The sequence below is a fragment of the Sediminibacillus sp. JSM 1682029 genome (assembly GCF_041366435.1).
Classification (GTDB): domain Bacteria; phylum Bacillota; class Bacilli; order Bacillales; family Amphibacillaceae; genus Sediminibacillus; species Sediminibacillus terrae.
Genome location: NZ_JBEWYY010000005.1, coordinates 124,550 through 136,299, shown reverse-complemented (window position 1 = coordinate 136,299; position 11,750 = coordinate 124,550). Strand labels below are relative to the sequence as shown.

General features: G+C 44.6%; 15 protein-coding genes. 2 read left to right on the top strand and 13 right to left on the bottom strand.

Annotated features, from left to right (window positions below):
- The first annotated feature begins 41 nt into the window (after positions 1-41).
- Entirely contained in the window at positions 42-944 is a 903-nt protein-coding gene (gene gltC, locus ABVF09_RS10375) for a glutamate biosynthesis transcriptional regulator GltC (protein ID WP_026570223.1), read from the top strand.
- Between the two features lie 357 nt (positions 945-1,301).
- On the opposite strand, the gene sspL is transcribed toward gltC, so the two are convergent.
- Genes sspL through ABVF09_RS10360 form a run of 3 tightly spaced genes read right to left on the bottom strand, consistent with a single transcriptional unit; the run spans position 1,302 to position 2,727 of the window.
- Positions 1,302-1,439: a small, acid-soluble spore protein L gene (gene sspL / locus ABVF09_RS10370; protein WP_081704512.1), complete on the bottom strand. Its 138-nt coding sequence runs from the start codon at positions 1,437-1,439 to the stop codon at positions 1,302-1,304.
- 43 nt (positions 1,440-1,482) lie between these two features.
- Positions 1,483-1,803 carry a CHY zinc finger protein gene (locus ABVF09_RS10365; RefSeq protein ID WP_371069162.1) on the bottom strand — a complete coding sequence of 107 codons (321 nt, stop codon included), beginning with the start codon at positions 1,801-1,803 and terminating at the stop codon, positions 1,483-1,485.
- Positions 1,804-1,848: 45 nt separating this feature from the next.
- The gene (locus tag ABVF09_RS10360; protein ID WP_026771296.1) at positions 1,849-2,727 is read right to left on the bottom strand and encodes a 5'-3' exonuclease; all 879 of its coding nucleotides are present in this window, start codon (positions 2,725-2,727) and stop codon (positions 1,849-1,851) included.
- A 165-nt stretch (positions 2,728-2,892) separates the two neighbouring features.
- Between ABVF09_RS10360 and msrA the strand changes: the two genes are divergently transcribed.
- Positions 2,893-3,420, top strand: a complete 528-nt coding sequence (gene msrA, locus ABVF09_RS10355) for a peptide-methionine (S)-S-oxide reductase MsrA (protein WP_026570225.1) — start codon at positions 2,893-2,895, stop codon at positions 3,418-3,420.
- 359 nt (positions 3,421-3,779) lie between these two features.
- On the opposite strand, the gene ABVF09_RS10350 is transcribed toward msrA, so the two are convergent.
- The 10 genes from ABVF09_RS10350 to ABVF09_RS10305 all read right to left on the bottom strand — a co-directional run bounded on the left by ABVF09_RS10350 (position 3,780) and on the right by ABVF09_RS10305 (position 11,688).
- Positions 3,780-4,781: an LLM class flavin-dependent oxidoreductase gene (locus tag ABVF09_RS10350; protein ID WP_371069161.1), complete on the bottom strand. Its 1,002-nt coding sequence runs from the start codon at positions 4,779-4,781 to the stop codon at positions 3,780-3,782.
- Between the two features lie 35 nt (positions 4,782-4,816).
- Positions 4,817-5,230, bottom strand: coding sequence for a GNAT family N-acetyltransferase (locus tag ABVF09_RS10345; RefSeq protein WP_371069160.1), 414 nt, complete (start codon positions 5,228-5,230; stop codon positions 4,817-4,819).
- A 122-nt stretch (positions 5,231-5,352) separates the two neighbouring features.
- Positions 5,353-6,018, bottom strand: a complete 666-nt coding sequence (gene hisIE, locus ABVF09_RS10340) for a bifunctional phosphoribosyl-AMP cyclohydrolase/phosphoribosyl-ATP diphosphatase HisIE (protein WP_026570228.1) — start codon at positions 6,016-6,018, stop codon at positions 5,353-5,355.
- Positions 5,999-6,766 carry an imidazole glycerol phosphate synthase subunit HisF gene (hisF, locus tag ABVF09_RS10335; RefSeq protein ID WP_026570229.1) on the bottom strand — a complete coding sequence of 256 codons (768 nt, stop codon included), beginning with the start codon at positions 6,764-6,766 and terminating at the stop codon, positions 5,999-6,001. The genes hisIE and hisF overlap by 20 nt, the downstream gene beginning before the upstream one ends.
- The gene (gene hisA, locus ABVF09_RS10330) at positions 6,763-7,467 is read right to left on the bottom strand and encodes a 1-(5-phosphoribosyl)-5-[(5-phosphoribosylamino)methylideneamino]imidazole-4-carboxamide isomerase (protein ID WP_026570230.1); all 705 of its coding nucleotides are present in this window, start codon (positions 7,465-7,467) and stop codon (positions 6,763-6,765) included. The genes hisF and hisA overlap by 4 nt, the downstream gene beginning before the upstream one ends.
- Positions 7,464-8,063: an imidazole glycerol phosphate synthase subunit HisH gene (gene hisH, locus ABVF09_RS10325; protein ID WP_026570231.1), complete on the bottom strand. Its 600-nt coding sequence runs from the start codon at positions 8,061-8,063 to the stop codon at positions 7,464-7,466. Before hisH ends, hisA begins: the two co-directional genes overlap by 4 nt.
- Entirely contained in the window at positions 8,060-8,647 is a 588-nt protein-coding gene (gene hisB, locus ABVF09_RS10320; RefSeq protein ID WP_153462631.1) for an imidazoleglycerol-phosphate dehydratase HisB, read from the bottom strand. Before hisB ends, hisH begins: the two co-directional genes overlap by 4 nt.
- A complete protein-coding gene (hisD, locus tag ABVF09_RS10315) occupies positions 8,631-9,944 on the bottom strand; it encodes a histidinol dehydrogenase (RefSeq protein ID WP_371069159.1) in 1,314 nt (437 codons plus the stop codon). The genes hisB and hisD overlap by 17 nt, the downstream gene beginning before the upstream one ends.
- Complete coding sequence (gene hisG / locus ABVF09_RS10310; protein ID WP_371069158.1) at positions 9,941-10,561, bottom strand: ATP phosphoribosyltransferase; 621 nt, start codon at positions 10,559-10,561, stop codon at positions 9,941-9,943. The genes hisD and hisG overlap by 4 nt, the downstream gene beginning before the upstream one ends.
- Positions 10,558-11,688, bottom strand: coding sequence for an ATP phosphoribosyltransferase regulatory subunit (locus ABVF09_RS10305; protein WP_026771301.1), 1,131 nt, complete (start codon positions 11,686-11,688; stop codon positions 10,558-10,560). The genes hisG and ABVF09_RS10305 overlap by 4 nt, the downstream gene beginning before the upstream one ends.
- Positions 11,689-11,750 lie beyond the last annotated feature (62 nt).

Genomic DNA, 11,750 nt, shown 5'->3' with positions numbered 1-11,750 from the left:
AAAACTATCTCATTTCGAGATTAATGAAAAAAGGTGAGCCTGTGGAACTACGACAATTACGTTATTTTATGGAAGTCGCAGAAAGAGAACACGTATCAGAAGCTGCTGTACACCTGCATGTTGCCCAGTCAGCCATCAGCCGCCAAATCGCCAATCTGGAGTCGGAACTGGGAGTATCTTTGTTCGAACGTGAAGGACGAAATGTAAAATTGACTCAAATCGGCAAGGTTTTTTTGACACACGCCAAGACAGCAATGAAAGCAATCGATCATGCAAAAAAACAAATCGATGAACACCTTGACCCAGAGAGGGGGACGATCAAAATCGGATTTCCGACCAGCTTGGCCAGCCACTTGTTGCCAGCCGTGATTTCGGAATTCAAGAAGAAGTACCCCAATATCGCATTCCAGCTGAGACAAGGCTCTTATAATTATCTGGTTGATGCTGTGAAGAAACGCGAATTGGATTTAGCCTTTTTGGGGCCTGTGTTAACGAACGATCCGGAAATAGATGGACGAATTCTTTTTTCTGAAGACATTTCGGCCCTTGTGCCTGCTTCCCATCGTTTGGCCGAGAGGCAGAGCTTGCATTTAAGAGATATGAGGAACGAAGAATTTGTACTATTCCCTGAAGGGTTCATTTTGAGGAAAATAGCGATGGACGGTTGCCGTCAGGCGGGCTTCACGCCAAGAATTTCTTCAGAAGGCGAGGATTTGGACGCAATTAAAGGGCTGGTATCGGCCGGAATCGGGGTCACCCTCCTTCCGGAAAGTGTTTTTTCCGAATCCACCCCAAGATTCACGAAAAAAATAACGATTGATACACCACATTTGCGTCGTACTGTCGGAATCATCAAACCAGCAACAAGAAATCTCGCTCCTTCGGAAAAAGTTTTTTACCAGTTTGTTCAGGACTTCTTTTCTGTGTTGGAGCAATTTCAGTAAATCTGTTCAAGCCTTGAAAAAGGTAAAAAACACGAATAGACTGTCTGTGACAGGGGATAGCGAACAACTTTGCAGCGAAGATAGCCGAAGGCTTTTGAAACAGATTCCCTCTCCCGCAGGGAACAAGATGAAGTTCCGCATCCTTTGCTGGCTAAGTCACAGTATTTCATGTTCAAACAAAGCACATGATAAATTCTGCTGATAAAAGAAGAGGCAAAAAACGGATGATGCTCCTGGTATCGAACCATCATCCGTTTTTTTGCTTTTGCAGGTTTGTTTTACATCCCTTTTGATTCATATACTTTCTTCTATATTATGCGTGTGAATAGTCACAGAAAGATAGAGCCCTATAGGGCTCTATCTTTTTGTATTGCTTTTTTTCGCTTTTGCTTCCAAATCAGAATGCGGCCTTTGATCTGCAGTATCTTCCGTCAGACCTTGAGGGGTGACACTGGGTGCTGCTTGCCCTCTGCCTCGTTTTCTTTCTTTTGCCATTGGGAAACACCTCCACCTTTAGCTTGGCAGAAGTATTGTCGATTTATCCAAAATAATAATGATGGTGCAGATGACAGCCAGGATTAAAAGCAGCAAGACAGTAAGGACAAGTATCGGCTGCTCTATAAGCTTCAATCGTCAATTCTTTGTGACAACTTCCGCATAACACAGCTTTCTTCTTGTTCTCCTCTTTGGCCCATACCTTAGCGTCATGTCCGGCTGTTTCCTGATGGCAACGATAACAGGGATAATACGCATGGCAACAGGCAAATTTGATCGCAATGATATCAAGCTCCGAGTGATAGTGTTCACATCTAGTGGCTGTATCGATCACTTTGCCGTAGACTTCATGATTACCGATCAATATTGTTTGCCCTCCTATCCCTCACACAATCGGTTGGAATCTGATCTATCCGACTTGATTAACCATTTTGGAAAAACCACGGAGCTCCAGCTCTGCAAATTTATGTTGAATCAATTCTGTGTTCACTTTCCAGATTGCATCTTCCAGTGCACATTCAATTGGTACTTCACAGTGAATCTCCGCCAGCTTTCTGGATAAATGAAGCATGTCCAAATTTTCTTCTATTTTTTTTCGGATACCGTTCGAAAGTTTTTCCAGATTGGCAAGAATGTCTTCAATAGAACCAAATTCCGCCAACAATTTCAAGGCTGTTTTTTCACCTATCCCTTTCACTCCTGGATAATTGTCTGATGTATCCCCCATCAAGGCCTTCATCTCAATCACTTGATAAGGGGAAATTCCTTTTGTCTGATAAAACGTATCCTTTTTATATACTGCGTAATTACCTTGTCCCTTTTTCATGATAGCCACGGAAACTTGATCATCCACCAACTGGAGGATATCCTGGTCTCCGGTCAAGATGGTGACTTGATGTTCCTTGCCATACTGCCGTGCGAGTGTACCGATACAATCATCAGCTTCAAACCCTTTAGTGCCGACATTCGGAACATCAAAAGCCTCCATTACTTCTTTAATCAAATCGAATTGGGGTATCAGCTCTACTGGCGGCTCTCCTCGGTTGGCTTTGTATGGGGCGTAAAGCTCATTGCGGAAAGTTTTACTCCCCATGTCCCAGCAGCAGATGACATGACTTGGCTGAAAAGTGGCAATTGCATCCAAGAAATATTTTAAAAAACCAAAAATACCGTTCGTCGGTATCCCTTTGCTGTTAACCATGAAATTGCCTGTGAAGGAAGTGGCATAAAAACCTCTGAATAACAATGCCATTCCATCGACTAATAAAACATTATGCTGTTTATCCATATCATTTACTCCCTTATTTACAGTGAAATGAAGCTTATCATTCTATATTTTAACACACAAAACTCATCCTGTAGAAAGGTTGGTTAAAAAACAACAAAATTGATAGATTTCATTTCTCTGTGATATAGTTAATTTTACAATTCAGCAGACAGAAGGTGGCAGAACATGACTAAACAAACAGCTTTGGCTACATTTGCAGGTGGTTGCTTTTGGTGCATGGTCAAACCATTCGACCAATTCGAGGGCATCCATCAAGTTGTTTCAGGATATATGGGGGGACATGTCACAAATCCTACCTACGAACAAGTGAAAACAGGCGAGACCGGCCATTATGAAGTGGTTCAAATAAGCTTTGACCCGGATATTTTTCCTTACCAGCGACTGCTGGATATTTACTGGCCACAGGTTGACCCGACAGATGATGGAGGACAGTTCCATGACAGGGGCAGCCAGTACCGCGCCGCCATCTTCTACCATGATGAAAAGCAAAAGCAATTGGCAGAACAATCGAAACAAGCGATTATCGACAGTGGCCGGTTTCAGCAGCCAGTTGTTACAGAGATCCTTCCTGCCAGCACCTTTTATCGTGCAGAAACTTATCATCAGGACTTCTATAAGAAAAATAAAAAATACTACCAGGAAGACAGGGCTAAATCCGGAAGAGACGAATTCATCGAAAATCACTGGTCTTGATACCGTCTTTTTCGCAAAGCTAAAAGATGAAGAAAGCTTATATGTTGAAAACTTCTAACCAGAAGGGCATGATCATTTATAAGATGCCAGTTGGACCATAGCGATAAAGTTTGAAGGGCCGCACCGTTCTTTTTAACCGGTGTGGCCTTTCATTAATATATATGGCAGGGTGTTACTTTATCGTTTAAAACGAAAACAAGTTTCTTCGCCATAGAAGCTTGTATCAAACCGTAACCAAAACAATTTGTGATTCAACGTTGATGAGATTCATTTTTTCGGTGGCCATATTATTGCCTATTATTCCTTTCTCCTCTAATAGTTTACATAATATGATTATGATTTACTGCATCACGTTCTAATCAATCTATCAATGAAAAGGCATCTGCCAACAGTTTGTAAGAATGAAGTTTGGCTTGAAAATCATGGATGTTGGTAATGATCATCAGCTCATCTGTTTGGTACTCATCTGCCAACTTCTCCAGCTGGCGCTTTACCTGTTGTTGGTCCCCGATAACCGCCCGTTTTCGGTTTTTTCTTATTGTTTCTTGGTCTTCCTTTGAAAAAGACTTATTTTTCACTTCCTCGATTGAAGGAACCTTTGTATCCCTTCCTTTCCCTACATTCAATAGCCATGCGTCCTGGCTGATCGCCAATTCTTCCGCCTTGCTTTCGGTGTCGGCGCAAACAACGAATACACAGACATTTACGTTTGGCTCATGTTGCCATGTCGATGACTTAAATCGTTCCCGGTATGTTTTGATGGCAGATTTGCCGTTTTCGGGATTGATAAAGTGGCCGTACGTAAAACCAACCCCAAGGTTGGCGGCGTTTTTTGCCCCCCGCTCTGAAAGACCCAATATCCACATATCCGGTGCACTATCGATGCGCGGACCAGCTTTGACAGTTTTATACGGATGTTCTGCTGGCAGCGAGTTATGTAGAAAACCCAATAAATCCGAAGTTTGCCTTGGAAAGGAACTAAGACTTTTTTGCTGTCCGTCGGTAAGTGCCAATCTTGTTGTTTGATTACCTCCCGGGGACCTTCCCAGACCAATATCGATCCTGCCAGGATAAAAAGCCTCCAACGTCTTAAAGTTTTCGGCTACATGAAGCGGACTATATTGGGGTAAGAGGACTCCTCCAGACCCTACTCTGATTGTATCGGTTTTTGCGGCAATTTGGCCGATCAATACTTCCGGCGAAGTGCTAGCCAACCCGCTGGTACTATGGTGTTCTGCAACCCAGTACCTGGTATATCCGAGACTTTCTGTTTCCTGGGCAAGCCTGATTGTATGTTGTAATGCTCGTGCCGGTGATTCTCCTCGCGAAACGGGGGATTGGTCCAATACACTCAACCTCATTGCTGTCACCTTCCCTTTTCAAATGCTTTATAGTATTATTCCTCTATCTTTTTTCTAAATCCATAAAACGCCCGGAAACCATTCTTTTCATAAAACTCCTTTGAGCTGCTTGTGGCCAGCATTTCCATCCTTGTCTCCGGATAAATATCGTGGATGTGGGCCAGCAACTTTTTACCAAGACCTCTCCCGCGGTATGGCTTAGAAATCAACAATTCACAAATGTACAATGTGATTGCTGAATCCGTCAAACCTCTGAGATATCCGACCACTTTCTCCTTGTCTTCCAGTACATAAGTCACTTGCGAACCCTCCCATCCCCGTTTTGCAGCTTCCCGATCTTCTACTAAATTTCCCCACCCTTCACTTGCATTCAAGTTCTGGATCTGGTTGAAATCTTCCGGTTTATATTTACGACATAATACTGAGTGTTCCCCGATTTTCATCTCCATGCAGAATCCACCTGCCTGTTCTATATTTTGGTGTGTCTAGTTTACTATCATCCATCCAAAATAGCCAATCCACCACACAGAAAAACACGTCGACCATTCTGGCCAAACGTGTTTTTTGTCACTTACCAATTTTCAATTTCTGGACGGTCGCCTTTGCTATTCCCTTTTTTGTTCGTTCGTCTGTCCAGCTCTTCTTTTACAGCATCAAGTGAAACATCCTGTTCTGCGAGGAGAATGAGACTGTGGTACAGTAAATCGCTAATTTCATTTACGACTTCCTGCTTATTGTTGTTTTTAGCTGCTATGACCGCTTCACCGGCCTCTTCGATTACTTTTTTCCCGATTTTATCAATCCCTTTATCAAAAAGATAATTCGTATAAGAATTTTCAACTCGGGTTTCTTTCCGACTCTGGATTTCTGCCATTACTTGATCAAAAACGTTTCCTTGCCTAATTTCCTTCCGCTTTTCTTTTATCTCATCACCTGTCACTTCATAGAAAAAGCAGCTATTTTTTCCGGTATGACAAGCAGGCCCATAGGGGGTAACCCGTAACAGAAGTGAATCGCCATCGCAATCCAGAAATACCGACCGGACAGACTGATAATTCCCAGAAGTAGCGCCCTTATGCCATAATTCCTGACGGGAACGGGAATAAAACCATGTTTGCCCCGTCTCTATTGTTTTTTGATAAGCTGTTTCATCCATATAAGCAACCATTAACACATCTCCTGTCAAATCATCTACGATGACTGCAGGAAGCAGTCCTTTAGAAAAGTCCGGCTTCACGTATATCCACTCCTTGTTCTGCACAGCTTTGCTTTACTTGATCAATCGAGTATATTCGTTCATGGAAGATGGATGCAGCCAAAGCGGCGGAAACACCGGTTTTACGAAACACTTCTCCAAAATGCTCGGGCTTTCCGCAACCGCCTGAAGCTATGACAGGGATGCGGACAGAGTCAACTACAGCCCTTGTCAGTTCCAAGTCGAAGCCGTCTTTCACTCCATCCGTGTCGACACTTGTCAGTAAAATCTCTCCTGCACCTTGCAGTTCTGCTTCTTTTACCCATTTCAAAGCATCTTTACCACTATCCCTGCTGCCACCATGCGTCATGACATGCCAACTATTTCCGATACGTTTCGCGTCCACGGCTACGACCACACATTGCGAACCAAAACGGTCAGCAGCTTCACGAATCAAAGAAGGATTCGCAACAGCGGCTGAGTTCATCCCCACTTTGTCCGCTCCGGCCTGTAGAAGCCTGGTAACATCATCGATCGACTTTACCCCTCCCCCTACTGTAAAGGGTACAAACACCGTTTCTGCTGTCTTTTTGACAATATCGATCATTGTCTGCCTTCCTTCATTGGTAGCTGAAATATCTAGAAAGATGATTTCATCCGCTCCTTCTCGAGAATAAGAAGAAGCCATATCCACAGGGTCGCCCAACTCTCTAAGAGAAACAAAATTAGTTCCTTTCACTACCTTGCCTTCCTTTACATCCAAACATGGGATGATCCGTTTGACGATCAATCGGCAGCCCCCTTTAAAGAAACATGCCCGTCATAAATCGCTTTACCGACGATTGCTTCCTCTATTCCGATGGCTTCCAGGTTGCGGATATCCTCCATATCCTTGATTCCTCCAGAAGCAACTATTTTACAGTCCACTGCTTTGGAAAGTTGTTGTAACGCTTGTAAATTGGGACCGCTCAATGTACCGTCTTTTGAAATATCGGTGAAAACGATTGTGTTAACTCCCAGTTCTTCCATTCTTCCCGCAAAGTCGATAAAATCGGTACCCGATACCGTTTCCCAACCTCTTACGGCGACCTTCCCGTCTTTCGCGTCAATTCCGATAACAATTTGTTCAGGATATGCTTCCAGGACTGCTTGCAAAAATGCATCATCTTCAAGAGCAGATGTTCCTAGAACCAATCTGGAAGCACCTGCTTTTATTAAACACTCGACCGTTTCCATTGTTCTGATTCCTCCGCCGACTTCAACTGGGACGGTAGATAAACCACACAGCCGAGTGATCAGGTCGAGCTGGCTGCCTTTCCCGTTCCGAGCGCCTTCTAAATCTACTATATGAATCATCTCCGCACCATCTCGGATGAATTCAGCCAGCTGTGCTTCCGGGTCCAGGCCTACTTGGGTGGAACGAGAGAAATCTCCTTGATATAAACGGACGCATTTTCCATCGATTAAATCTATTGCCGGGATAATTTTCATCTTACTGCCTCCTGAAGAAATGTCTTTAATATGTCGACGCCGACTTCTCCGCTTTTTTCCGGGTGAAACTGAATGCCATATACATTCTCCCTTCTCACAATAGCCGGCACAGTCATTCCGTATTCCGCTGTTGCCGCGATATAAGCTGCATTTGTTTTTGCAGCGAAGCTATGGACAAAGTAAACGTGTTTTCCTTTGAATTGCGAAAATGGATTACCATTTCCTTCTGCCTTCAAGGCGTTCCATCCAATATGCGGCAGAATATGTTCTGTTTCCATTTTTTCAATTGTGCCCGGAAGGATAGAAAGCCCCTTTGTTTTCCCGCCTTCAAAACCTTCAGAAAACAGTAGTTGCATTCCCAGACAGATACCTAAAAAAGGTTTTTTCTTTGCCATTTCTTGCAGCAGATTCTTTAAACCTCGATCTTCTATTTCTTTCATGGCCGCTTGAAAAGACCCGACCCCCGGAAGAATGAGGTGTGTGGCTTTCTGCAAAGTTTCCCTGTCATCAGTAATCGTCACTTCGTATCCGAGCTTACGGAACGCTGTCGATACACTTGCCACATTCCCCATGCCGTAATCTACTATCGCAATCATTCGATAAGCCCCTTTGTCGAATTCACTCCATCAATAGCCGGATTGATGGCGATCGCTTCAGCAAAAGCTCTTCCGAGTGCTTTAAAAATCGCTTCTATCTTATGATGCGTATTCGAGCCATGGAGTACCTTCGCATGCAAAGTTATCCCTGCTTGAAAGGCGAATGCCTGTAAAAACTCCTTCACTAATTCTGTGTCAAAGTTTCCTAAGTTCGGAGAAGAAAAAGCTGCATCGAGTACTAGAAACGGCCTTCCGCTAATATCAATGGCCACAAATCCAAGCGATTCATCCATGGGTACATAAGCGTGGCCATACCGATTGATTTTTTGTTTGTCCCCCAGGGCTGTCCGGATGGTTTGCCCTAAAACAATTCCCACATCTTCGACAGTATGATGACTATCAATATGTAAGTCACCGTCTGCTTCTACCCGTAGGCCAATTCTTCCATGACGGGCAAACAATTCTAGCATATGATCAAAAAACCCGACTCCCGTTGTGATGGACACAACTGCCGCGTCGTCGAGATTGCAACTGACGTCGACCACCGTTTCATTGGTCTTTCTTTGTCTACTGGCTGTTCTCATTGTTTCCGCTCCCTTCTTTCATGCCTGCTCTTTGTTTCACTGCTCGGGCATGCCCCTCGAGCTCCTCTTTTTCCGCTATATTGCACACATGGGTGGACGCTGATTGCAAAGCCTTTTCCGAATAATAAAGAAAGGTTGTTTTTTTTATAAAATCGTCTACAGACAAGCCGGAAGAAAATCTTGCTGTACCGGCTGTTGGCAATACATGGTTGGGACCTGCGTAATAATCGCCCAACGCTTCTGGCGTATAGCTGCCGAGGAATACGGAACCCGCATTCCGAATTTTCCCCAGTTGTTGAAGCGGTGCAACTGTCTGGATTTCCAAATGCTCAGGGGCTAGCCGGTTTGCCAGTTTAAATGCCTCATCTACATCATCCACCAGGACAATTGCCCCGTTTTCTCTTAGTGATGCTTCCGCAATTTCCCGTCTTGGCAGGCTGGCACATTGCAGTTTCACCTGTATGTCTGCCTTTTCGGCCAGACTCTGCGAAGTAGTGAGCAATACCGCCCTGGCCGCTTTATCATGCTCTGCTTGCGCAATCATGTCTGCTGCTACATATGCCGGATCAGCCGTGTCATCAGCAATTATGCAGACTTCAGAAGGTCCGGCGATCATGTCAATGCCTACATCTCCAAACACCAGTGACTTGGCGGCAGCCACATAGGCATTGCCGGGACCGACGATCTTATCTACAGATGGAATGGATTCTGTTCCATAGGCAAGGGCTGCTATCGCCTGAACCCCTCCGATTCTATAGATGCAATCTACACCGGCGATGTCTGCGGCAACCAACAATATCGGAGAGATGGATTCCCCGTTTCTTGCAGGAGTTACCATGATTACTTGTTGGACGCCCGCCAGAACAGCAGGTATCGCATTCATCAGTACAGTTGATGGATAACTTGCTGTCCCGCCAGGAACATAAATTCCGGCCCGCTCAATGGCCCGATACAATTGGCCGGACATTATATCTTCTGTCATGTCCATGAATCTTGTATTTTGCAACTGTTTTTCATGGAAGGATTTAATATTGTCGGCAGCGGCTCGCAACGAACTGATGACCTCGTCAGATACCTTTTCCCACGCTCGCTGCCTTTCATCACTTTCCACCAGCCAAGCGTCGGGTACCTCCCCGTCAAACTTTTTCACGTATCTTTTTAATGCTTCATCTCCATTCGACCTGATATCATCAATCACTTGTTTAGCTGTTTGCAAAATGCCATCATCAAGCCGACTGCCCATCTTCCTATGCAAGAACAGTTCGGAGAATTCCTCCGCTGAATAAGTGGGTATCATTGAACAGACACTCCTTTCTGCATAGCTTCTACAACAGGGGAGAGGAGTTCCTTCTTTATTTTTAAAGAAGAGCGGTTGGCGATGCACCGCGCACTATAATGATGGAACTCGTCTTTTATGACCAGCCCGTTTTCTCTCAACGTCGTGCCGGTTTCCACTATATCGACAATACCGTCTGCCAATCCGAGAATCGGAGCGAGTTCAACCGAGCCTTCCAGCTTCACGATATCGACCGACTCACCTTTTTTCCTGAAATATTCTTTCGTAATGCCGGGATATTTACTGGCAATGATCCGTTTGCGCTCGGGCCAGTTGATCCCCGCTTCGGCGGCAAGAGCCATCCGGCATTTACCGAATGGAAGAGGTAGCAAGTTAAAGACGTCGGGCTGAAATTCGGCAAGGATGTCTTCCCCGATTATTCCCAAATCGGCAATCCCATGTTCTACATAGGTGGTGACATCCACCCCTTTGGCAAATACGAATTGGAACTCTTCCGTTTCGACCCTTAGCTTCCTTCCTTTGTCCACCAAAGAGGTTATATCGTAATCTAAAGATTGAAAAAACTCCAAAAATTGCTTTTCCAAACGTCCTTTTGTTAAAGCTATGCAAGGTTTCATCGTTCCACCGCCTTCCAACCATTCCCTTTTCTTGTTATCTCCCAAATACGGTCATAATTCTTTGATTCTTTTTCCGGTAAGTCGTAGCGTATATCCACAATCTTGTCAGGAAAATCGGTGCGAATCTGCTCGGCAAATGCGTGGCTTTCCGGTTCTGCACAGAGGCAGATTTTCTCCCGCTTTTGAGCAGGCTTTATTTGATCAGCTAATATATCCACATCGAACGCAAGTCCCACAGCAGAATGACGTTCACCAAATTGCTCATATAGTTTATCGTACCTGCCTCCCGAGAAGCATGTGGAGCCATTCTCCCTAAGGTATCCTCTGAACATCGTTCCACAATAGTAAGGAAGGTTCTTTACCCTGCCCAAGTCTACCAAAATCCCCTTTATACCGCAGTCATTCAATAGCTTCACAAGGCTTTTCAAATGCTCTACGATTTCGAGAAGATGTTGATTGTTTTTCCAGTGTTTTTCATAGACTTCCAATATTTCCACAGACCCATAAGCATCCACCAGTTCTGTCAGTTGTTCTGCGATCGTCCGGGAACCTGCGTGATTCGCCAATTGAAAAACTTCATCCTTTCGTTTATCATGCATTGCCTGTCTCAGTCTCTCTGCTTGTACAGAATCAAGTTTTAAAGGCGCTGCCAACAGTTCGAAAATTTCTGAATGTCCCAATTCGATTAAATAGTCCTCCACCTCCAAAGCCTGTAAGTAATCGGCCGCTGTCAGCAAGGACTCACTTTCCCCCAGGAATGAGGGAGCATAGACAATTTCAATTCCCGCCTGCCTGCTTTCCATTCCTGGTTTATCACTGCGGAATACAGACCCCTGATAGCACCATTTATGTTCTGAATGGGACTGCTTCACTAACGCCCTTGCAACGGCGGTCGTCCAGTCGGGCCGAAGCACCTCGATTTCCCCCTCGTGGTTAAACCATTTTAACATCGGCTGCAAGGCCATTCCTGTGTAGCCGTTAGTAAACGTTTGGGCATATTCGACCACCGGTGTTGAAATCGGTTGATAATTCCGTCGTTCGGTAATTTCCGTAAAAACTTCAAAAGCCCGAAATCGTTTGTTTATTTGTTGCCCGACTTCGTCCTGACTTCCAGCAGGCAAAAACATATGAACACCACTTTCTGTTATTTCCTTTATTATTTTACCACTCTACCACTTTACTTAAGTAA